Raw genomic sequence first — 22819 nt, forward strand, 5'->3', positions numbered from 1 at the left:
TGAGAGTCCCACGAACCACCCAAACCGCACTCCTCGGGGACGAAGAGGAGAAACAGTGCGATCCATCTGGAACGGCGCGATCTCGTTCGGCCTGGTCAGCATCCCGATCAAGCTCGTGAACGCCACCGAGAACCACTCGATCTCGTTCCGCCAGATCCACACGGCGGACGGCGGCCGGGTCCGCTACCGCAAGGTGTGCGAACTGGACGGCGAGGAGCTGAGCGGCGAGGAGATCGGCAAGGCGTACGAGGACGCCGACGGGTCGATGATCCCGATCACCGACACCGATCTGGCCTCCCTGCCGCTGCCCACGGCCAAGACGATCGAAATCGTCGCGTTCGTGGCGGCCGACTCGATCGACCCGCTCCAGATCGACTCCGCGTACTACCTCTCCGCCAACGGAGTGCCGGCCGCCAAGCCCTACACCCTGCTGCGCGAGGCCCTGAAGCGCAGCCGCAAGGTCGCCATCGCCAAATACGCGCTGCGCGGGAGGGAACGGCTCGGGATGCTGCGCGTGGTCGACGACGTGATCGCGATGCACGGGCTGCTGTGGCCGGACGAGATCCGCGCGTCCGACGAGGCCGCGCCCGAGGCCGATGTCAGCGTCCGCGAGGCCGAACTCGACCTGGCCGACGCCCTGATGGACACGCTCGGCGAAGTGGACATGTCGACCCTGCACGACGACTACCGCACCGCCGTCGAAGAGCTGATCGCCGCGAAGGCGGACGGCGCGGTGCCCGCCACGGAAACGGCCCCGGCCGCGCCCGGCGGCAAGGTCATCGACCTGATGGCGGCGCTCGAGAACAGCGTCAAGGCCGCGAAGGCCGCGCGCGGCGAGGAGCACGAGGGCGAAGGGGAGGGCGAGGGCGAGACGGTCGCCGAGGTCACCCAGCTGAACGCGCGGAAGTCCACCGCACGCAAGGCACCCGCGAAGAAGAGCGCGAGCGCGAAGGGAGAGGCCGCCAAGGCCGAGGGGACGGCGAAGAGCGCGCCGTCGAAATCCACCCGGTCGAAGTCCGGCCAGGCCAAGTCCTCCGCGCAGGACAAGTCCGCCCAGGCCAAGTCCGCCCAGCCGGACAAGCGCACCACGGGCGGTCGCTCCTCCACCGCCAAGAAGTCCGCCGCCGCGAGCCCGAAATCCACCGGCGCGAAGAAGTCCACCTCCACCACCGCGAAGAAGACGGCGGCGAAGAAGACGGCGCCCAAGAAGCGGGCCAGCGCCTGAGTCGTGCGCCCCGACGCCCGGCCTCGATTCGGTAACGGAAGGGTTGCGGCGCGCCCCAGGTGGCGAAATGGATGCCCAAGGGTGTGAAAGGGGTGTGGTCATGCTGCCAAGAACCGTCGACGACCACACCCGTAGCGAAGGGCGCGGCAGCGCGGAACCGGCCGTGCTCTCGGTCCTGCCGTACGCGGTGATGGCGCTGGTGGTCGTCGCCAACCTGATAGCGGGCCCCACGGTCGGACTGCTGCCGCTGGTCTCGCTCGGCCCCGCCTTCGCCGGCCTGGCCGGCGGCTGGAGACGTACCGTCGCGGCCGGCCTGATCGCGCTGGTGGCCGGTGTCGGACTCGGCGTCTACAGCGGCCTCTTCGAAGAACGCAGGGGCTACGCCTCGCTCGCCGCCGTCGCCGGTGTCACCGCGGTCGGCGTGGCCGGATCGGTGATGCGCCTGCGCCGCGAGGCGGAACTCGCCGGAATGCGCTCCATCGCCGAGGTCGCCCAGCGGGTCCTGCTGCGCCCCGTGCCGCGCAGCGCGGGCCATCTGCGCGCGGCGGTCTCCTACACCTCGGCGGTCGCGGAGGCGAGGATCGGTGGAGACCTGTACGAGGTGGTGTCCGCGCCCGGCGGGGTCCGGGTGATCATCGGCGATGTGCAGGGCAAGGGCCTGGAATCGGTGGAGACGGCGGCCGTGGTACTCGGCGCGTTCCGGGAGGCCGCGCACGACGAGCCCGACCTCAAAGGGGTGGGCGCGCGGGTGGAGCGGGCAGCGGGGCGGGCCCTGGAGGGCGAGAAGTTCGTCACCGCGATCATCGCCGAACTCGACCCCGCGAACGGCGCGGTGTTCCTCAACTACGGCCATCCGCCACCCCTTCTGGTACGCGCCGACGGCGAGGTCTCCTTCCCCGAACCCGCCCAGTACGCCCTCCCGCTCGGCCTGGGCCTCGGCACGGGAGAGGGCCCCCAGCCGTTCCAGGTCCCCTTCGCCCCCGGCGACCAGCTGCTCCTCTACACGGACGGCGTCACGGAGGCACGCGACCGCTCGGGCGCGTTCTACCCCCTGGGCGCCCGCACCCTCCTCCTCAAGGACCCGGACCCGGAGGCCGCCCTCGAGTCGCTGCGCCGCGACCTGATCCTGCACACCGAGGGCCCCCTGCACGACGACGCCGCGATGCTCCTCCTGCGCCACCGGGAATGACACTTGGGCCGACGCGGGCCTGGCCGGCGCCGGCCAGGACGCTGCGCGAACGGCCCTGATTTCCCTCTGGTGCCACCGGACGGGACCGCCCGGACAGGGGTCTGCAGCCCCCTGCCGGTCCTGCCGGTGATGCGAGTCGCCCATCGTGACGGGCACGTGCACCCGTCCCGCGTGCGGGAAGGGGCCGGGTCGCGACGGGACCCGGACGGGCCCGTCAGCTCAGGCGGGCGTCGGCGTAGACGACCATCGCGTCCCGCAGATAGACGGCGAGACCATCAGCGATCTTGTCGTAATTCGCGCGCATCCGAGGCTCGTCCACATAGGTCTGGCCCAGCCCCTTGTACGCGGCCGCGTTCGGCGTCCAGAACCGGCAGATGCCCCGGTAGTGCTCCTCCACCTCGGCCTGGACCGAGGCGTCGTCGACCGGCGTGCCGGCCACCATGAACTCCGCGAAGCGGATCATCTGGGCCGTCACCTCGCGCTGCCACCGCTCGGTGTCCTCGGGCGTCATCGTCTCGACCGCCCGCTGGGACTGCTCCCACGCCTTCGGCCACTGCTCGCGGACCTTCTCGTTCTCCTCGGCGGAGGGCTCGAACCCCTCGAACAGGTTCTCCGGACGGTTGATCTTGGTCATGGCGTCGTTCTCCTCTGCTTTCTCCAGTTCGGCGATGGTGCGGCCGACCGTGCGCGCCAGGGTGGCGAGCCGGTCCTTTTCCGCGAGCAACCGCTGGTGGTGCTCGCGGAGCACCGCCACGCGGTCGACCTGGCTGTCCAGGACCGCCTGGATCTCACGGAGCCCGAGACCCAGCTCGCGCATCAGCAGGATCTGCTGCAACCGCAACAGATCCGCCTCCTCGTAGTAGCGGTGCCCGTTGCTTCCGATCCAGGCGGGCGGCAGCAGTCCGATCTCGTCGTAGTGCCGCAGCGTCCGGGACGTCACCCCTGACATCCGGGCCACCTCCGCGATCGACCAGGCCATGACTGCCCTCCCATCGCCGGGCCGGCGTTTCCGGCCCGAGAACGACGTTAGAAGTTGACGCAACGGAAACCGCAAGCCGCGCGCCCCGCCCGTGCCACCGGGCTGTGACGGCACCCCGCGCGCGGGCCGGCCGGTCCGTCCCGGCGGGGGCACGAGACCGAGCGCGAGGGGCGTACGGAACCACGCCCCGCCTCGTGTAATGTTCTCCGGGTTGTCGTGCAGCCGGGACGGTTCCGCGCCAACCATCCGCCGCAGATTCCTGCGGCACCCCCACTCAGCAAGATCCCCGACCGGGGTGAATTCGGCATGCCGAATTCCTATTCTGTCGGCCCGGAGACTCGATTACGAATCACCGGGGTACGAATCACCGGGGGGATCCGCTAGAGTTCAGGACGTCGGAACGGCCCAACAGCCGGGAAGGCAACCCGATTTCGACCGGGAATCAGGCCCGAAAGGATCTGATAGAGTCGGAGCCGCCGGAAAGGGAAACCCGCGAGGGAGAACCTGAAAGGCACCGAGGAAATCGGACACGAAAGAGTCTGATAGAGTCGGAAACACGAAATACCGAAGGGAAGCGCCCGGAGGAAAGCCCGAGAGGGTGAGTACAAAGGAAGCGTCCGTTCCTTGAGAACTCAACAGCGTGCCAAAAGTCAACGCCAGATTGACAACCCCGTCTCCACTTCGGTGGGACGAGGTTCCTTTGAAAAGTCCTGCCGACCCTCGTGGTCGTCAGGCAACAACACAGCGAGGACGCTGTGGACGGGCCGCCTTATTCCGGTGGTTCCGTCCCGCTCTTACGTGATGTGTGCACCCGATTACGGGTAAACATTCATGGAGAGTTTGATCCTGGCTCAGGACGAACGCTGGCGGCGTGCTTAACACATGCAAGTCGAACGATGAAGCCCTTCGGGGTGGATTAGTGGCGAACGGGTGAGTAACACGTGGGCAATCTGCCCTTCACTCTGGGACAAGCCCTGGAAACGGGGTCTAATACCGGATAACACTCCTCAGGGCATCTTGAGGGGTTAAAAGCTCCGGCGGTGAAGGATGAGCCCGCGGCCTATCAGCTTGTTGGTGGGGTGATGGCCTACCAAGGCGACGACGGGTAGCCGGCCTGAGAGGGCGACCGGCCACACTGGGACTGAGACACGGCCCAGACTCCTACGGGAGGCAGCAGTGGGGAATATTGCACAATGGGCGAAAGCCTGATGCAGCGACGCCGCGTGAGGGATGACGGCCTTCGGGTTGTAAACCTCTTTCAGCAGGGAAGAAGCGAAAGTGACGGTACCTGCAGAAGAAGCGCCGGCTAACTACGTGCCAGCAGCCGCGGTAATACGTAGGGCGCAAGCGTTGTCCGGAATTATTGGGCGTAAAGAGCTCGTAGGCGGCTTGTCACGTCGGATGTGAAAGCCCGGGGCTTAACCCCGGGTCTGCATTCGATACGGGCTAGCTAGAGTGTGGTAGGGGAGATCGGAATTCCTGGTGTAGCGGTGAAATGCGCAGATATCAGGAGGAACACCGGTGGCGAAGGCGGATCTCTGGGCCATTACTGACGCTGAGGAGCGAAAGCGTGGGGAGCGAACAGGATTAGATACCCTGGTAGTCCACGCCGTAAACGTTGGGAACTAGGTGTTGGCGACATTCCACGTCGTCGGTGCCGCAGCTAACGCATTAAGTTCCCCGCCTGGGGAGTACGGCCGCAAGGCTAAAACTCAAAGGAATTGACGGGGGCCCGCACAAGCAGCGGAGCATGTGGCTTAATTCGACGCAACGCGAAGAACCTTACCAAGGCTTGACATATACCGGAAACGGCTAGAGATAGTCGCCCCCTTGTGGCCGGTATACAGGTGGTGCATGGCTGTCGTCAGCTCGTGTCGTGAGATGTTGGGTTAAGTCCCGCAACGAGCGCAACCCTTGTTCTGTGTTGCCAGCATGCCCTTCGGGGTGATGGGGACTCACAGGAGACTGCCGGGGTCAACTCGGAGGAAGGTGGGGACGACGTCAAGTCATCATGCCCCTTATGTCTTGGGCTGCACACGTGCTACAATGGCCGGTACAAAGAGCTGCGATGCCGTGAGGCGGAGCGAATCTCAAAAAGCCGGTCTCAGTTCGGATTGGGGTCTGCAACTCGACCCCATGAAGTCGGAGTTGCTAGTAATCGCAGATCAGCATTGCTGCGGTGAATACGTTCCCGGGCCTTGTACACACCGCCCGTCACGTCACGAAAGTCGGTAACACCCGAAGCCGGTGGCCCAACCCCTTGTGGGAGGGAGCTGTCGAAGGTGGGACTGGCGATTGGGACGAAGTCGTAACAAGGTAGCCGTACCGGAAGGTGCGGCTGGATCACCTCCTTTCTAAGGAGCACAGTACCGATTGCAGACACATGTTCTGCACGGTCAGCTCATGGGTGGAACGTTGACTATTCGGCACGGTTCTTCAAGGTCACTAGTACTGCTTCGGCGTGGAAAGTGAACCAGAGAGGACCGGGCCGGGCACGCTGTTGGGTATCTGAAGGTACGGCCGAAAGGCTGCCTTCAAGTGCCGGCCCCAGTGCACTCACCAGGTTCTGGTGGGGTGATGGGTGGTTGGTCGTTGTTTGAGAACTGCACAGTGGACGCGAGCATCTGTGGCCAAGTTTTTAAGGGCGCACGGTGGATGCCTTGGCACCAGGAACCGATGAAGGACGTGGGAGGCCACGATAGTCCCCGGGGAGCCGTCAACCAGGCTTTGATCCGGGGGTTTCCGAATGGGGAAACCCGGCAGTCGTCATGGGCTGTCACCCATACCTGAACACATAGGGTATGTGGAGGGAACGAGGGGAAGTGAAACATCTCAGTACCCTCAGGAAGAGAAAACAACCGTGATTCCGGGAGTAGTGGCGAGCGAAACCGGATGAGGCCAAACCGTATGCGTGTGATACCCGGCAGGGGTTGCGCATGCGGGGTTGTGGGATCTCTCTTTCACAGTCTGCCGGCTGTGAGGCGAGTCAGAAACCGTTGGTGTAGGCGAAGGACATGCGAAAGGTCCGGCGTAGAGGGTAAGACCCCCGTAGCTGAAACATCAACGGCTCGTTTGAGAGACACCCAAGTAGCACGGGGCCCGAGAAATCCCGTGTGAATCTGGCGGGACCACCCGCTAAGCCTAAATATTCCCTGGTGACCGATAGCGGATAGTACCGTGAGGGAATGGTGAAAAGTACCGCGGGAGCGGAGTGAAATAGTACCTGAAACCGTGTGCCTACAAGCCGTGGGAGCGTCGCGCGCTGAGTTTACTCAGTGCGTCGTGACTGCGTGCCTTTTGAAGAATGAGCCTGCGAGTTAGCGGTGTGTAGCGAGGTTAACCCGTGTGGGGAAGCCGTAGCGAAAGCGAGTCCGAACAGGGCGCTGTGTCTTTTTAGATGCGTAGTTGCACGCTCTAGACCCGAAGCGGAGTGATCTAGCCATGGGCAGGTTGAAGCGGCTGTAAGAGGTCGTGGAGGACCGAACCCACCAGGGTTGAAAACCTGGGGGATGACCTGTGGTTAGGGGTGAAAGGCCAATCAAACTCCGTGATAGCTGGTTCTCCCCGAAATGCATTTAGGTGCAGCGTCGTGTGTTTCTTGCCGGAGGTAGAGCACTGGATAGGCGATGGGCCCTACCGGGTTACTGACCTTAGCCAAACTCCGAATGCCGGTAAGTGAGAGCGCGGCAGTGAGACTGTGGGGGATAAGCTCCATGGTCGAGAGGGAAACAGCCCAGAGCATCGACTAAGGCCCCTAAGCGTACGCTAAGTGGGAAAGGATGTGGAGTCGCAGAGACAACCAGGAGGTTGGCTTAGAAGCAGCCACCCTTGAAAGAGTGCGTAATAGCTCACTGGTCAAGTGATTCCGCGCCGACAATGTAGCGGGGCTCAAGCGTACCGCCGAAGTCGTGTCATTCCAGCATATAGGGCCAACGCCTGCTGGGATGGGTAGGGGAGCGTCGTGTGCCGGGTGAAGCCGCAGCGGAAGCTAGTGGTGGACGGTTCACGAGTGAGAATGCAGGCATGAGTAGCGATACACACGTGAGAAACGTGTGCGCCGATTGACTAAGGGTTCCTGGGTCAAGCTGATCTGCCCAGGGTAAGTCGGGACCTAAGGCGAGGCCGACAGGCGTAGTCGATGGACAACCGGTTGATATTCCGGTACCCGCTTTGAAACGCCCAGTATCGAATCCATTAATGCTAAGGCCGTGAAGCCGCCCTGATCTCTTCGGAGTTGAGGGGAGTGGTGGAGCCGCTGACCCAAGGTGGTAGTAGGTAAGCGATGGGGTGACGCAGGAAGGTAGTCCAGCCCGGGCGGTGGTTGTCCCGGGGTAAGGGTGTAGGACGTGCGGTAGGCAAATCCGTCGCACACATAGTCTGAGACCTGATGCCGAGCCGATTGTGGTGAAGTGGATGATCCTATGCTGTCGAGAAAAGCCTCTAGCGAGTTTCATGGCGGCCCGTACCCTAAACCGACTCAGGTGGTCAGGTAGAGAATACCGAGGCGTTCGGGTGAACTATGGTTAAGGAACTCGGCAAAATGCCCCCGTAACTTCGGGAGAAGGGGGGCCATCACCGGTGATGAGATTTACTCTCTGAGCTGGGGGTGGCCGCAGAGACCAGCGAGAAGCGACTGTTTACTAAAAACACAGGTCCGTGCGAAGCCGTAAGGCGATGTATACGGACTGACGCCTGCCCGGTGCTGGAACGTTAAGGGGACCGGTTAGTGACCTTTCGGGGTTGCGAAGCTGAGAACTTAAGCGCCAGTAAACGGCGGTGGTAACTATAACCATCCTAAGGTAGCGAAATTCCTTGTCGGGTAAGTTCCGACCTGCACGAATGGCGTAACGACTTCTCGACTGTCTCAACCATAGGCCCGGTGAAATTGCACTACGAGTAAAGATGCTCGTTTCGCGCAGCAGGACGGAAAGACCCCGGGACCTTTACTACAGTTTGATATTGGTGTTCGGTTCGGCTTGTGTAGGATAGGTGGGAGACTTTGAAGCGGCCACGCCAGTGGTTGTGGAGTCGTCGTTGAAATACCACTCTGGTCGTGCTGGATGTCTAACCTCGGTCCGTGATCCGGATCAGGGACAGTGTCTGATGGGTAGTTTAACTGGGGCGGTTGCCTCCTAAAGAGTAACGGAGGCGCCCAAAGGTTCCCTCAGCCTGGTTGGCAATCAGGTGTTGAGTGTAAGTGCACAAGGGAGCTTGACTGTGAGACCGACGGGTCGAGCAGGGACGAAAGTCGGGACTAGTGATCCGGCGGTGGCTTGTGGAAGCGCCGTCGCTCAACGGATAAAAGGTACCCCGGGGATAACAGGCTGATCTTCCCCAAGAGTCCATATCGACGGGATGGTTTGGCACCTCGATGTCGGCTCGTCGCATCCTGGGGCTGGAGTCGGTCCCAAGGGTTGGGCTGTTCGCCCATTAAAGCGGTACGCGAGCTGGGTTTAGAACGTCGTGAGACAGTTCGGTCCCTATCCGCTGCGCGCGCAGGAACATTGAGAAGGGCTGTCCCTAGTACGAGAGGACCGGGACGGACGAACCTCTGGTGTGCCAGTTGTCCTGCCAAGGGCATGGCTGGTTGGCTACGTTCGGAAAGGATAACCGCTGAAAGCATCTAAGCGGGAAGCCTGCTTCGAGATGAGTGTTCCCACCTCCTTGAGAGGGTAAGGCTCCCAGTAGACGACTGGGTTGATAGGCCAGATGTGGAAGCCCGGTAACGGGTGGAGCTGACTGGTACTAATAGGCCGAGGGCTTGTCCTCAGTTGCTCGCGTCCACTGTGTTTGTTCTGAAGCAATGAACTCCCGCATGCCCTTTGGGGTGTGTGCTGGTCGAGTTCAACTTCATAGTGTTTCGGTGGTCATAGCGTTAGGGAAACGCCCGGTTACATTCCGAACCCGGAAGCTAAGCCTTTCAGCGCCGATGGTACTGCAGGGGGGACCCTGTGGGAGAGTAGGACGCCGCCGAACAAATTGTGGGAAAAGCCCCGCACCCGATCGTAGGAATACGGTCGACGGTGCGGGGCTTTCTCGCGTTTGCAAGGTCTAGGTGCTGCGCCAGGTTCCTGAGAGACCTACGTGGCGGGAATTCAGATGCGGGCGGCGGTTCTGACCAGGCCGGCCACGGCACGGGAGCGGCTGTGCGGCGGCCAGGCGATCACTGTCGTAATCTTCGGCGCGTCCAGCACCGGCACCGCGGCGTGTTCCTCGTGCAGCTGAGCCTGGCACGACTCCGGAGCGATCAAGCAGGCGCGGCCCAGCGCGATCAGCTGGAGCAACTGCGCGTGGTCGCGGGCCTCGGGGCCGGGGCCGTCCGGGTATGAGCCGTCCCGGCCGGGCCAGCGTGGCGTGGGCAGATCGGCGAGGTCGGCGACGTCGGCCATGCGTACATGTGCCCGCTCGGCGAGGGGGTGCCGGGCCGGGACCACCAGGACCTGGCCCTCCGTGCGCAGTTCCTCGGTGTCGAAACCGGACGTCGTGTCGTAGGGGAGGTGCAGCATCGCCACGTCCGCGCGGCCGTCGCGCAGCATGCGTTCCTGCTCGCCGATGCCGCACAGGAGCAGATCGACGGTGACCGCGTCGGGTTCGGCGGCGTAGGCGTCGAGGAGCTTTGCCAGCAGGTCGCTGGAGGCGCCCGCCTTGATGGCGAGGACGACGTCGGCCTGGCCCCTCGCGGCGAGTGCGGCGCGGCGCGTGCGGCGCTCCGCGGCCTCGATCGCGTCGAGTGCGGCCCGGGCCTCGCGCAGGAGCACCGTGCCGGCCTCGGTCAGGGTGACGGCACGGCTGCGGCGTTCCAACAGGGTTGCCGCCAGGCGCCGTTCGAGTTGGCGGATCGCCCGGGACAGCGGGGGCTGCGCGATCCCGAGCCGCTGGGCGGCCCTGCCGAAGTGCAGTTCCTCCGCGACGGCGACGTAGTACCGCAACTCCCTGGTCTCCACGCCCTCAGCGTACTGCTCGGGCCCTCCCAGCTGGCCCGATACTCGGCGGGTATTGATCCCCACCCAACGGGTGTTGGCCGTCCGTAGCCGGGCCCGGGCAGGATCGACGTATGACGGAACAGACCATCGCGCTGGTGACCGGCGCGAACAAAGGCATCGGATACGAGATCGCGGCGGGCCTCGGCGCTCTCGGCTGGAGCGTCGGGGTCGGCGCCCGGGACCAGGAGCGGCGCGAGGGCGCTGTGGCGAAGCTGCGGGCGGCCGGTGTGGACGCGTTCGCCGTGCCGCTGGACGTGACCGACGACGCGAGCGTGGCCGAGGCGGCCCGGCTGATCGAGGAGCGCGCCGGACGGCTCGACGTGCTCGTCAACAACGCCGGGACCACGGGCAACGCGCCACAGATGCCGACCGCGGTGGACGTGAGCACGGTGCGGGCCGCGGTGGAGACCAACGTGATCGGCGTCATCCGCGTCACCAACGCGATGCTTCCGCTAGTGCGTCGCTCGTCCTCGCCCCGCATCGTGAACATGTCGAGCAGCGTCGGCTCGCTCACCCTCCAGACCACGCCCGGCGTCGAGGTGGGCCCGATCTCCGTCGCGTACTCGCCGTCGAAGACGTTCCTCAACGCGGTGACCGTGCAGTACGCCAAGGAGCTCGCGGACACCGACATCCTGATCAACGCCGGCTGCCCCGGGTACTGTGCGACCGACCTCAACGGGTTCCGAGGCGTCCGAACGCCGGCTCAAGGCGCGGCCATCGCGATCCGGCTCGCGTCCCTGCCGGACGGTGGCCCGACGGGCCGCTTCTTCGACGACGAGGGGGAGGTGCCGTGGTGAACCACTGAGCCGCACGGGCAATCACCGCCCGGCCGGCACTCCGACAGCACGGTTCCGCTGTATTCCCTGGTCGCGCCGCCCCCTGGCGCCATGGGTTGGGCTGTGTGACGGGAGCGCAGAGGGGGAGCCGGTGGCCCAGTCCGAAGTTCCGGTGGCGTGGATCGGTCTTGGCGGAGTGCTGGTGGGCGCCGTGGCCACCGCGCTGGGGGCCCGGTATACGTCACTCGGGAGCGTCCGGGCCGCGACCATCACGCAGTTCGACCCCCTCCAGAGCGAACTCCACTGCTTCACCTCGCCGTTCATCGAGGCACGGATCCAACTCATGCCGGTGCTGGGGGGACAGACCCCGGCCGACCGGTGGATCGGGATCGCGTCCACCTTGCCGCGCGCTGCCCCCAGGTGGTGCTCCATGGCGTCCGACCCGCTGGCGCTGTTCGAGAAACCGGTGCTCGTCCGGGGCCACGCCCACCAGGTCGACGGCCAGATCCGTTCCCACCAGGCCCGGGGCGCCCGCACGTTGGAGCCCGGCGCGCACGCGACCGTACGCGCTCTCCACCAAGAACTCGGCGACGCCGCCGACCAGTTCTCCCGCGCCCTCAAACGCCTGGCGAAGCGCGGGCTCGGCGTCGTGCAGCCGCACCACCGCGGACTCATCCCCGGCCTGGCGTGCCGACCGCTCCTACGCGAAGGATCCGAACCCGCGCACAGGGCTCCGGAGGACGTCCGGCGTGTCGTCAGATCTTGATGACGGTAACGCGCCCGCGGCAGAGCGTGGCGAGGTCCTCGGGGTCAGAGGTGAGGACGGTGACGGGTCCGGGGGCGACCAGCGCCGTGGCGACAAGCATGGCGTCGATGGCGTACTTGTGGCCGTGTAGGCCGGCGTCGGCGAGGAGGGCGGCGGCGTGGCGGGCGATGGGCTCGGTGACCGGTTCGATGACGAGGCGGGACAGCGTCCACTCAAGGGCTGGGCGATTGATCCGTGGGTGGATCACTTCCACGAGGGTGGCCGCGGAGGTGATCACCCGTAGGTCATCGGCGCGGGCGAGGGCGAGCCAACCAGTGACCGTGCGGTCACGCAGAACGGCCTTGGCCAGCCCTTCGCTGTCGAGGACCAGGGTGCCGCCGGGGGCGGCGGGGGAGGGGGTCACGCGGCGTTCGCCCCGCCTTGGGTCTGTTGCTCCCGGGCTTGGTGGAGTTGCTCGCGCAGAGCGCGGGTCTCTTCGTCGGTGATGGGGCCGTGTTCGGCCTCTGCCACCGCGATGAGTTCGTTGAGGTTGTCCCGCTCGATCTGGCGGGCGACGGCTGCGGCGACGTAGGCGGACAGTCCGGATGGGCCGCCGCGAGCCTTGGCCGCTTCGGCGATGTCGCGCGGCATGGTGATCGAGTACTTGCCGGTAGGCTCACTCATGATACCTATCCTACTTCGCATCCCCCCTTGCGGGATGGGGCTGGCGGAGACGGCCGTCGTGGTGCTTGTCGACGCGAGCACGAATCCGAAATCGCAGCCGTGCGGCGTTCCCGACCGGAAACGCGGCAAGGGCCGTGGCTCGCCGGCGACGCGGGGCTCGGCGTTCGTCGTCCCCCGGCGCCCACGGCGCGGGGCCGGACAGCGCCCGGTAAGCCGGCCCGGAACCCCGGGCAGCTGGAGATCACCGTGCTCGGCTGCTTGGAGGAGGGGAGCACGTCATCCGCGTCCCACGGGAACTAATCTTGCGGGATCGGACCATGGGGATTTTCGTCCGCCCGGCCACAAAAACCCCCGGATCAGAGCTCTGAGGGGTCGAGTGGTCACGGCCAAGTGGGCCGTGCGCGTTTTGGTGCGCACAAAAAGGCGCTGAACTGCGTTTCCGCTGTTCAGCGCCTTGATCCGGAGTGCCCCCGGCAGGATTCGAACCTGCGCACACGGCTCCGGAGGCCGTTGCTCTATCCCCTGAGCTACGGGGGCGTTCGCCGCTCTCGGCGGCGACGGGTTGAACACTACCAGCTCTGCCGGGGTGCCTGTGAACAGGTATTTCCGGCACGGTCGTGGGCCGCGTCCCCCGGGCGGGGCGGAAGTGGGGAAAACCCGGACGCGGCGCCCTCCTCGGACCTAACCTCGAAGTGTGTCAGGCGCGTCGGGCCGGGTTCTTGTTGTGGACGACAACAAGGTCATCCGGCAGCTGATCAGGGTCAACCTGGAGCTGGAGGGCTTCGAGGTCGTGACCGCGGCCGATGGTGCCGAGTGCCTGGAGGTCGTGCACCAGGTCCGCCCCGATGTGATCACCCTGGACGTGATGATGCCCCGGCTCGACGGGCTGCGGACGGCGGCGCGGTTGCGTTCCGATCCCCGGACGAGCCGGCTGCCCGTGGCGATCATCAGCGCCTGCAACCAGTACGAGGTGGAGACCGGGCTCGCGGCCGGGGTCGACGCCTTCCTCGCGAAGCCCTTCGAGCCCGCCGAGCTGGTGCGGCTCGTACGGCAGTTGGCACACCGGGAGGCTCCGCCGTCCACCGACGGCAGCAGGGCGCCGGGGCGGGCCGGCAGCACCCGAGGCTGAAGGCCGCCGCGCCGTGCCCACGGCCGGGTCGCCCATGTGCGCCCGACGCCCGTTGCCCGTGCGGACGCCTCGCCCCGGCGTGCGTCTCGCCCTGGCGCGAGTCCCGCCCCCGGCGTGCGTCTCGTCCATTGTGGCCCTCGCCTCACTGCGCCCCACCTCCGTGTGCGCGTTCCTCGCACCGCGTCCTCCGTGTGCGCGCCGAGCCCGCGCCGCGGCCCCCGTTCCGCGCCCCCGCCCCGGCCGCGCCCCCGGTCTGCCCGCATGGCGAAACCGGTTCGCGAAGGGGCCCCCCTTCTCGCCTACGCTGGTCCCGTGACCCCCGCAGAGCTCTCCCTCACCGTCGTGCGCGTCGTGCGCAGCGCGGTGGACGAGGGTGCCATCGCGGGGGTGGGGGAGCTGGCGCCCGCCGTGGTCAAGGTGGAGCGGCCCCGGCCCGGGGGCCGGGGGGACTACGCCAGCGGGGTCGCACTCAAGCTCGCCGCCGTCACGGGGCTTGAGCCGCGCCGGGTCGCCGAGACACTGCGCCCGCGCATCGCCGCGCAGCCCGGTATCGCCCTCGTCGAGATCAGCGGGCCGGGGTTCCTCAACATCACCCTGGACCGCGCCGCCCAGGACGACGTCGTACGGCAGGTCCGGGCGGCCGGCGCGCGGTACGGGTACGGGGAGGCGCTGACCGGCCGGAGCTTCGCGTTCCCGGCCGTCCCCGAGGAGCGGGCGCGGATCGTCACCGAGGTGGTCGTGCGGTTGCTCGGCGCCCAGGGGGCCCGCGCGCGGGTCGTGGAGCGCGGCGGGGAGAGTCTGCCCGTCGTCGCCTGTCCCGTGCCGGACCTTGCCGGGCTCGTCGGGGGCGACGCCGCCCGCTGGGCGATGCTGCGGGCCGCCCGGCACGACCGGCCGCGTACCGGCACGCGGGAACTGCTCGCCCAGCGCGAGAGCAACACCCTGTTCCGGGTGCGGTACGCGTACTCCCGCTCCCGCGCCCTCACGCGCAACGCCGGTGAGCTGGGATTCGCCTCGGAGCCAGGACCCGCGCCCGAGGGGGCGGCGCTGCTCGGGCTCCTCGGAGACCACCCGGCGGTGCTCGAAGGCGCCGCCCGGCACCGGGCTCCCGACCGGCTCGCGCGGCACCTCGAAGCCGTCGCCGACGAACTGCTGCGGTTCCAGCACGCGGTGCTGCCGCTGGGTGACGAGAAACCCTCGGCCGCCCACCGCTGCCGGCTCGCCCTCGCCGAGGCCGCCGGGACGGTGCTGGCCGGCGGCCTGACCCTGCTCGGCGTCGACGCTCCGGAATTTCTGTGACCGGGCAAGAGGACACCGTCGGCCACCGTCATGACCCAAGCCGTGCAAGAGAAGAGACGTACAGAACATGAGCCGATCCGCGCACCCCGCCGGCCCCCGCCACGCCGACGTGCTGACCGAAGGGCACTACTCCGCGCCGCCCGCCGACCTCAACGTCCTCGACCCGAAGATCTGGTCGAGCACCGTCGGCCGTGACGCGGACGGCCGGCTCACCGTCGGCGGGCTCCAAGTGACGCGTCTGGCCGAGGAGTTCGGGACGCCGGCGTACGTCCTGGACGAGACCGACTTCCGGGAGCGCTGCCGGGCCTGGGCCGACGCCTTCGGGCGCGAGGCGGACGTGTTCTACGCCGGCAAGGCCTTCCTCTCCAGGGCCGTGGTGCGCTGGCTGCGCGAGGAAGGGCTCAACCTCGACGTGTGCTCCGGCACCGAGCTCGCCACCGCGCTGGACGCGGGGATGCCCGCCGAGCGCATCGCCTTCCACGGCAACAACAAGAGCGAGGCCGAGATCCGGCGGGCCATCGAGGCGGGCGTGGGCCGGATCGTGCTCGATTCCTTCCAGGAGATCGTGCGGGTCGCGCACATCGCGCGGGAGCTGGGCACCGTCCAGAAGGCGTTCATCCGGGTCACCGTGGGCGTCGAGGCCCACACCCACGAGTTCATCGCCACCGCGCACGAGGACCAGAAGTTCGGCATCGCGCTCGCCGACGGCCTGGCCGCCGAGGCCGTGCGCCGCGCCCTCAAGCTCGACGGGCTCGAACTGGTCGGCGTCCACTCCCACATCGGCTCGCAGATCTTCGACATGGCGGGTTTCGAGGTGTCCGCGCGACGCATCGTGCAGCTGCTGGCCGAGGTGCGCGACGAGCACGGCGTCGAACTGCCCGAGATCGACCTGGGCGGCGGCCTCGGCATCGCGTACACCTCCGACGACGACCCGTGCGAGCCGCACGAGATCGCCAAGGCGCTGACCGAGATCGTCACGCGCGAGTGCGACGCCGCAGGGCTGCGCGTGCCCCGCATCTCCGTCGAGCCCGGCCGCGCGATCGTCGGGCCGACCGCCTTCACGCTGTACGAGGTCGGCACGATCAAGCCGCTCGAAGGGCTGCGGACGTATGTGAGCGTGGACGGCGGCATGTCCGACAACATCCGCACCGCGCTGTACGACGCCGAGTACTCCGTCTCGCTCGTCTCGCGCACCTCCACCGCCGAGCCGATGCTGGTCCGGGTGGTCGGCAAGCACTGCGAGAGCGGTGACATCGTGGTGCGCGACGCGTTCCTGCCCGCCGATCTCGCGCCGGGCGACCTGATCGCGGTGCCGGCGACCGGCGCGTACTGCCGTTCCATGGCAAGCAATTACAACCACGCCCTGCGCCCGCCGGTCGTCTCGGTGAGCGAGGGATCGGCGCGGGTGATCGTCCGGCGTGAGACGGAGGAAGATCTCCTGCGTCTCGACGTCGGGTAAATGAAATAGTTGTCTCAGGATCCGGACCGAGGGCAGAAACCCCGGTCCGGTGAGTGAGACTGGTTGGCATTGCAGGTTTGAAGAGGAAACGAGGTCGGATGATGCGTACGCGTCCGCTGAAGGTGGCGCTGCTGGGCTGTGGAGTGGTCGGCTCAGAGGTGGCGCGCATCATGACGACGCACGCCGACGACCTCGCGGCGCGCATCGGCGCCCCGGTCGAGCTCGCCGGCGTCGCCGTGCGCCGGCCCTCCAAGGTGCGCGAGGGCATCGACCCCGCCCTGGTCACCACCGACGCCACGGCCCTGGTCAAACGCGGCGACATCGACGTGGTCGTCGAGGTCATCGGCGGCATCGAGCCCGCCAGGGCGCTCATCACCACCGCCTTCGAGCACGGCGCGTCCGTCGTCTCCGCCAACAAGGCGCTGCTCGCCCAGGACGGCGCGGCGCTGCACGCGGCCGCCGTCGAGCACGGCCGCGACCTGTACTACGAGGCCGCCGTCGCCGGCGCGATCCCGCTGATCCGGCCGCTGCGCGAGTCCCTTGCCGGTGACAAGGTCAACCGGGTGCTGGGCATCGTCAACGGCACGACCAACTTCATCCTCGACAAGATGGACTCGACGGGCGCCGGCTACCAGGAGGCCCTGGACGAGGCCACCGCGCTCGGCTACGCCGAGGCAGACCCGACCGCCGACGTCGAGGGCTTCGACGCCGCCGCCAAGGCCGCCATCCTCGCCGGCATCGCCTTCCACACCCGCGTCCGCCTCGACGACGTCTACCGCGAGGGCATGACCGAGGTGACCGCCGCCGACTTCGCGTCGGCCAAGGCCATGGGCTGCACCATCAAGCTGCTCGCCATCTGCGAGCGCGCCGCCGACGGCGGTTCTGTCACCGCCCGCGTCCACCCGGCGATGATCCCGCTCGACCATCCGCTGGCTTCCGTGCGGGGCGCCTACAACGCGGTGTTCGTCGAGGCCGAGGCCGCCGGCCAGCTGATGTTCTACGGGCCGGGCGCCGGCGGATCCCCGACGGCGTCGGCGGTACTCGGCGACCTGGTCGCGGTCTGCCGCAACAAACTCGCCGGGGCCACCGGGCCCGGCGAGTCGGCGTACACGCGGCTGCCCGTGAGCTCCATGGGCGAGGTCGTGACCCGCTACCACATCAGCCTCGACGTGGCCGACAAGCCGGGTGTGCTGGCCCAGGTGGCGACGGTCTTCGCCGAGCACGGCGTGTCCATCGACACCGTGCGCCAGCAGAGCCGCAATTCCGGCGGCGGCGACGCGGTCGGCGTCCAGGAGGGCGGAGAGGCCTCCCTCGTCGTCGTCACCCACCGCGCGGCGGACGCGGCCCTCACCGGGACCGTGGAAGCGCTGCGCAAGCTCGACACCGTGCGTGGTGTCGCCAGCATCATGCGTGTTGAAGGGGAGTAACCAGCAATGACCCACCAGTGGCGCGGAATCATCGAGGAGTACCGGGACCGGCTCCCCGTCTCCGTTACGACGCCGGTCGTCACCCTCCGCGAGGGCGGCACGCCGCTCGTGCCCGCGCAGGTGCTCTCCGAGCGCACGGGCTGCGAGGTCCACCTCAAGGTCGAGGGCGCCAACCCGACCGGGTCCTTCAAGGACCGGGGCATGACGATGGCGATCACCCGGGCGAAGGAGGAGGGCGCCAAGGCGGTCATCTGCGCCTCCACCGGCAACACCTCGGCATCCGCCGCCGCCTACGCGGTGCGCGCCGGCATGGTGTGCGCGGTCCTGGTGCCGCAGGGCAAGATCGCGCTCGGCAAGATGGGCCAGGCCCTCGTCCACGGCGCGAAGATCCTCCAGGTCGACGGCAACTTCGACGACTGCCTCACGCTGGCGCGCTCGCTGTCCGACAACTACCCGGTGGCGCTGGTCAATTCGGTGAACCCGGTGCGCATCGAGGGCCAGAAGACCGCCGCGTTCGAGATCGTGGACGCGCTGGGCGACGCCCCTGACATCCACGTCCTTCCCGTTGGCAACGCGGGCAACATCACGGCGTACTGGAAGGGCTACAAGGAGTACGCCGCCGACAAGGTCTCCACGCACACCCCGCGCATGTGGGGCTTCCAGGCGTCGGGTTCGGCGCCGATCGTGCGCGGCGAGGTCGTCAAGGACCCCTCGACGATCGCCACCGCGATTCGCATCGGCAACCCCGCCTCATGGCAGTTCGCGCTGGCCGCGCGGGACGAATCCGGCGGTTTCATCGACGAAGTGACGGACCGTGAGATCCTGCGCGCCTACCGGCTGCTCGCCTCGCAGGAGGGCGTGTTCGTCGAGCCGGCGTCCGCCGCCTCCGTCGCGGGTCTGCTCAAGGCCGCCGAGCGCGGTCTGGTCGACCCCGGCCAGAAGATCGTGTGCACGGTGACCGGAAACGGCCTCAAGGACCCCGACTGGGCGGTCGCCGGAGCCCCGCAGCCCGTCACCGTCCCGGTGGACGCGGCCGCCGCGGCCGAGCGTCTTGGCCTGGTGTAGTGCCACACCGCGCGTGATCGCGGTTGCGCGCCGCCCCGCGTACGCGTCCCGCCGAGCCGGGACGCGTACGTAAAGCGGGGCAACCCCGCCCGAAGGGGCACAGGGGGCTCGCGACACGCATCGTGCGCCTCCTGTGCGCCCTATGTCGCCGCGGAACCTTCCTTCGATAGGCTGTACCCAACCCGCCCCGCCGCATATGCCGTGGTGCAGTTGCCCACGTGGCCCCTCGGGTGTTTTGTACATCTTCGGAAAACCTCGCAGCAGACCCCAGCAGCAGCCCTCACAAGGAGTCATCAGAGCGATGGCCGGTCCCGCGTTCCGCGCCGCCGCCGTACGGGTGCGCGTCCCCGCCACCAGTGCCAACCTCGGCCCGGGCTTCGACTCCCTCGGCCTGTCACTGGGGCTCTACGACGACGTGGTCGTCCGCGTCGCCGACTCCGGCCTCGGCATCGACATCGCGGGTGAGGGCGCCCAGAGCCTGCCCCGCGACGAGAGCCATCTGCTCGTACGGTCCCTGCGCACCGCCTTCGACCTGCTCGGCGGCCAGCCGCGCGGCCTCGAGGTCGTCTGCGCCAACCGCATCCCGCACGGGCGCGGCCTCGGGTCCTCCTCCGCCGCCATCTGCGCCGGCATCGTCGCCGCGCGCGCCGTGACCATAGGCGGCGACGCCCGGCTCGACGACGTGGCCCTGCTGGAACTCGCGACCGAGATCGAGGGCCACCCCGACAACGTCGCCGCCTGTCTGCTCGGGGGTTTCACGCTCTCCTGGATGGACGGCGGCGCGGCCCGCGCGATCAGGATGGATCCCGCGGACTCCATCGTTCCGGTGGTCTTCGTGCCGGGCAAGGCGGTCCTGACCCAGACCGCGCGCGGGCTGCTCCCGCGCTCCGTTCCGCACGTCGACGCGGCGGCCAACGCGGGACGCGCGGCCCTGCTCGTGGAGGCCATGACCCGGCGCCCCGAGCTGCTGCTCGCCGGCACCGAGGACCGGCTCCACCAGGAGTACCGCGCACCGGCCATGCCGGAGAGCGTGGCACTGGTCAACCGGCTGCGCGCGGACGGTGTCCCCGCGGTCATCTCCGGCGCGGGCCCCACGGTGCTCGCGCTGGTCGAGGACGGTGCGGCCGACAAGGTCGCACGCCTTGCGGGGGAGGGGTGGGCCGCCAACCGGCTCAGTCTCGACGCCGCGGGCGCGAGCGTCCTGCCGCTCGGCTCCTAGGGCCGGGACCGGGCGTCAGGGAGCACGGCTTGCCGGTGAACGAGAGGGGGAATGTTTGTTGGATCCGGTAGTGTTAACCTCAAGTCTGCATCGGTCGTCTTCGTGGCGCGGTGCTTCGTGTCCCCTTCAGGGACCGCCTTTCTTCCGAGAGCCTCCCCAACTGCCTGCGCAGCCTGCCTGAGCAGTTTCGAGCACGCTCCGGAACCGGCACGACACCCCACGCTCCTTCCCGGCAGGGGCCGAGCAGGGGGATCTCGGGCCGGAACCCACGCACTTTTGTCTCTCCGCCGTACGCGGCGGACCACCGCCCCGGCACGATCAGTGATCGACAAGATCACGGGCCGCAGCCGGACAGCACAACCGGTCGCCGAGCCAGACAGGCCGACGTCCGCTCCAGGGAAGGACCCTTCGTGAGCGACACCACCGATCTGATGGGCGTGAGTGCCGACAGTTCTGTCGACAACGCCGCGCCCGCCGCAGGTGCTGCCTCTGGCACCACCGCACGGCGCCGCCGCTCCGGCACCGGCCTCGACGGCATGGTCCTGGCCGAGCTGCAGCAGGTCGCGTCCGGCCTCGGCATCAGGGGCACCGCGCGCATGCGCAAGAGCCAGCTGATCGAGGTCATCAAGGAGGCGCAGGCCGGGGGCGCATCGGCGTCGGCCAAGAGCGCCCCGGCCGCCGACGGCGCCGAGACCAAGCCGAAGCGCCGCGCCACCTCCAAGGCGCGCACCGGCGACGACGCCGCCGCTCCCGCCGCCGACAAGCAGGCCGCGCAGCAGCAGATCGACATCCCGGGCCAGCCGTCCGCCAAGGCGTCCGACCAGTCCGGCGCGGGCGACGAGCAGCCCGCGGGCGAGCGGCGCCGCCGTCGGGCCACCGCGCCTTCCGGCAGCCCCGAGTCCACCTCGGCCGCCGTCGAGACCGTCACCAAGACGGAGGCCAAGGCCGAGGTGAAGACCGAGAACCAGCCCGAGACCAAGGCCGCCGAGGCCGTCGACACCGCCGAGGGCCGCCGTGGCCGCGACCGCGGTGAGCGCGGCGACCGTGGCGAGCGCAGGGACCGCCAGCGCGGTGAGCGTGGCGACCGGGCCGAGCGGGGCGACCGCGGTGAGCGCGGGGAGCGTCAGCGCGGCGACCGCGGCAAGGGCGACGACCAGCAGGGCGGCCAGCGCCAGCGCCAGGGCGGCCAGCAGGGTCAGCAGAGCCAGCAGCAGAACAACGGCCCGCAGGACGACTTCGACGACGACGGCAGCCGCCGTGGCCGGCGTGGACGCTACCGCGACCGCCGCGGCCGTCGCGGGGGCCGTGAGGAGTTCGGCGCCGAGCCGCAGGTCGCCGACGACGACGTCCTGATCCCCGTCGCGGGCATCCTGGACATCCTCGACAACTACGCGTTCATCCGGACCTCCGGCTACCTGCCGGGCCCCAACGACGTGTACGTCTCGCTCGCCCAGGTCCGCAAGAACGGTCTGCGCAAGGGTGACCACGTCACCGGCGCGGTGCGTCAGCCCAAGGACGGCGAGCGCCGCGAGAAGTTCAACGCCCTGGTGCGTCTGGACTCCTCCAACGGCATGGCCGCCGACTCGGGCCGCGGCCGCCCCGAGTTCAACAAGCTGACCCCGCTCTACCCCCAGGACCGGCTCCGTCTGGAGACCGACCCGGGCATCCTGACCACGCGGATCATCGACCTCGTGTCGCCGATCGGCAAGGGCCAGCGAGGCCTGATCGTGGCTCCGCCGAAGACCGGCAAGACCATGATCATGCAGGCGGTCGCCAACGCGATCACCCACAACAACCCCGAGTGCCACCTGATGGTCGTCCTGGTCGACGAGCGTCCGGAGGAAGTCACCGACATGCAGCGGTCGGTGAAGGGCGAGGTCATCTCCTCGACCTTCGACCGTCCCGCCGAGGACCACACCACCGTCGCCGAGCTGGCCATCGAGCGCGCCAAGCGTCTCGTCGAGCTCGGCCACGACGTGGTCGTCCTTCTCGACTCGATCACCCGTCTGGGCCGTGCGTACAACCTGGCGGCCCCGGCCTCCGGCCGCATCCTGTCCGGTGGTGTCGACTCGACCGCGCTCTACCCGCCGAAGCGCTTCTTCGGTGCCGCGCGCAACATTGAGGACGGCGGCTCGCTGACCATCCTCGCCACCGCGCTCGTGGAGACCGGCTCGCGCATGGACGAGGTGATCTTCGAGGAGTTCAAGGGCACCGGCAACATGGAGCTCAAGCTCGACCGCAAGCTCGCCGACAAGCGCATCTTCCCGGCGGTGGACGTGGACGCGTCCGGCACCCGCAAGGAAGAGATCCTGCTCGGCAGCGACGAGCTCGCGGTCGTCTGGAAGCTGCGCCGGGTGCTGCACGCCCTCGACCAGCAGCAGGCCATCGAGCTGCTCCTGGACAAGATGAAGCAGACGAAGTCGAACGCCGAGTTCCTGCTCCAGATCCAGAAGACCACTCCGGGTCCGGGCAACGGCAACGACTAGTAACTCCGGTTCCCCCAGGGCCAGTTGACGGCGCCCCCGGCACTTCGGTGCCGGGGGCGCCGTCGCGTGCGGGGCGCTCGGGGCCGCACGCGCGCCGGCTGAGGTATTCGACACACCCCGCGCGCCCGCCCGGGCCCGGGGCGGTCGGCGGCGT

General features: G+C 68.0%; 15 protein-coding genes, 1 tRNA gene and 3 rRNA genes. 14 read left to right on the forward strand and 5 right to left on the reverse strand.

The window, feature by feature from the left end; translation table 11 throughout:
* The first annotated feature begins 55 nt into the window (after positions 1-55).
* Together ku and ABR738_RS27560 are read left to right on the forward strand one after the other, a co-directional pair.
* Positions 56-1225: a non-homologous end joining protein Ku gene (gene ku / locus ABR738_RS27555; RefSeq protein ID WP_350232647.1), complete on the forward strand. Its 1170-nt coding sequence runs from the start codon at positions 56-58 to the stop codon at positions 1223-1225.
* A gap of 100 nt (positions 1226-1325) precedes the next feature.
* On the forward strand, positions 1326-2414 hold the full coding sequence (locus ABR738_RS27560; protein WP_350232648.1) for a PP2C family protein-serine/threonine phosphatase: 1089 nt from the start codon (positions 1326-1328) through the stop codon (positions 2412-2414).
* Positions 2415-2628: 214 nt separating this feature from the next.
* On the opposite strand, the gene ABR738_RS27565 is transcribed toward ABR738_RS27560, so the two are convergent.
* Positions 2629-3393, reverse strand: a complete 765-nt coding sequence (locus ABR738_RS27565) for a MerR family transcriptional regulator (RefSeq protein WP_350232649.1) — start codon at positions 3391-3393, stop codon at positions 2629-2631.
* 828 nt (positions 3394-4221) lie between these two features.
* On the opposite strand from ABR738_RS27565, the gene ABR738_RS27570 reads away from it, so the two are divergent.
* From ABR738_RS27570 to rrf, 3 genes are all read left to right on the forward strand, one after another.
* Positions 4222-5747 (forward strand): 16S ribosomal RNA (locus ABR738_RS27570).
* A gap of 274 nt (positions 5748-6021) precedes the next feature.
* A 23S ribosomal RNA gene (locus ABR738_RS27575) occupies positions 6022-9162 on the forward strand.
* A gap of 90 nt (positions 9163-9252) precedes the next feature.
* Positions 9253-9369, forward strand: a 5S ribosomal RNA gene (gene rrf, locus ABR738_RS27580).
* The 16S, 23S and 5S rRNA genes sit together here, the layout of an rRNA operon.
* A 119-nt stretch (positions 9370-9488) precedes the next feature.
* On the opposite strand, the gene ABR738_RS27585 is transcribed toward rrf, so the two are convergent.
* Entirely contained in the window at positions 9489-10337 is an 849-nt protein-coding gene (locus ABR738_RS27585) for a LysR family transcriptional regulator (protein ID WP_350232650.1), read from the reverse strand.
* Between the two features lie 110 nt (positions 10338-10447).
* On the opposite strand from ABR738_RS27585, the gene ABR738_RS27590 reads away from it, so the two are divergent.
* Positions 10448-11173, forward strand: a complete 726-nt coding sequence (locus ABR738_RS27590; protein ID WP_350232651.1) for an SDR family oxidoreductase — start codon at positions 10448-10450, stop codon at positions 11171-11173.
* A 130-nt stretch (positions 11174-11303) separates the two neighbouring features.
* Positions 11304-11918 (forward strand): hypothetical protein, encoded by a 615-nt coding sequence (locus tag ABR738_RS27595; RefSeq protein WP_350232652.1) that lies wholly within the window; start codon positions 11304-11306, stop codon positions 11916-11918.
* Here ABR738_RS27595 and ABR738_RS27600 read toward each other — a convergent pair.
* The 3 genes from ABR738_RS27600 to ABR738_RS27610 all read right to left on the reverse strand — a co-directional run bounded on the left by ABR738_RS27600 (position 11908) and on the right by ABR738_RS27610 (position 13118).
* The gene (locus ABR738_RS27600; RefSeq protein ID WP_350232653.1) at positions 11908-12321 is read right to left on the reverse strand and encodes a PIN domain-containing protein; all 414 of its coding nucleotides are present in this window, start codon (positions 12319-12321) and stop codon (positions 11908-11910) included. The genes ABR738_RS27595 and ABR738_RS27600 overlap by 11 nt on opposite strands.
* Positions 12318-12581: a CopG family transcriptional regulator gene (locus tag ABR738_RS27605; protein ID WP_350232654.1), complete on the reverse strand. Its 264-nt coding sequence runs from the start codon at positions 12579-12581 to the stop codon at positions 12318-12320. The genes ABR738_RS27600 and ABR738_RS27605 overlap by 4 nt, the downstream gene beginning before the upstream one ends.
* Positions 12582-13046: 465 nt before the next feature.
* A tRNA-Arg gene (locus ABR738_RS27610) sits at positions 13047-13118 on the reverse strand.
* A gap of 157 nt (positions 13119-13275) precedes the next feature.
* Here ABR738_RS27610 and ABR738_RS27615 point away from each other — a divergent pair.
* The 7 genes from ABR738_RS27615 to rho all read left to right on the forward strand — a co-directional run bounded on the left by ABR738_RS27615 (position 13276) and on the right by rho (position 22665).
* The gene (locus ABR738_RS27615; RefSeq protein ID WP_350232655.1) at positions 13276-13710 is read left to right on the forward strand and encodes a response regulator; all 435 of its coding nucleotides are present in this window, start codon (positions 13276-13278) and stop codon (positions 13708-13710) included.
* A 312-nt stretch (positions 13711-14022) separates the two neighbouring features.
* Complete coding sequence (gene nrtL / locus ABR738_RS27620; protein WP_350232656.1) at positions 14023-15009, forward strand: ArgS-related anticodon-binding protein NrtL; 987 nt, start codon at positions 14023-14025, stop codon at positions 15007-15009.
* 67 nt (positions 15010-15076) lie between these two features.
* Positions 15077-16468, forward strand: a complete 1392-nt coding sequence (lysA, locus tag ABR738_RS27625; protein ID WP_350232657.1) for a diaminopimelate decarboxylase — start codon at positions 15077-15079, stop codon at positions 16466-16468.
* Between the two features lie 98 nt (positions 16469-16566).
* Positions 16567-17895 carry a homoserine dehydrogenase gene (locus ABR738_RS27630; RefSeq protein ID WP_350232658.1) on the forward strand — a complete coding sequence of 443 codons (1329 nt, stop codon included), beginning with the start codon at positions 16567-16569 and terminating at the stop codon, positions 17893-17895.
* Between the two features lie 6 nt (positions 17896-17901).
* On the forward strand, positions 17902-18960 hold the full coding sequence (gene thrC, locus ABR738_RS27635) for a threonine synthase (protein ID WP_350232659.1): 1059 nt from the start codon (positions 17902-17904) through the stop codon (positions 18958-18960).
* Positions 18961-19261: 301 nt separating this feature from the next.
* Positions 19262-20179, forward strand: a complete 918-nt coding sequence (gene thrB, locus ABR738_RS27640; RefSeq protein ID WP_350232660.1) for a homoserine kinase — start codon at positions 19262-19264, stop codon at positions 20177-20179.
* A gap of 410 nt (positions 20180-20589) precedes the next feature.
* Positions 20590-22665 carry a transcription termination factor Rho gene (gene rho / locus ABR738_RS27645; RefSeq protein ID WP_350232661.1) on the forward strand — a complete coding sequence of 692 codons (2076 nt, stop codon included), beginning with the start codon at positions 20590-20592 and terminating at the stop codon, positions 22663-22665.
* The last annotated feature ends 154 nt before the right edge of the window (positions 22666-22819 follow it).

It is taken from the genome of Streptomyces sp. Edi4 (assembly GCF_040253615.1).
GTDB lineage: Bacteria > Actinomycetota > Actinomycetes > Streptomycetales > Streptomycetaceae > Streptomyces.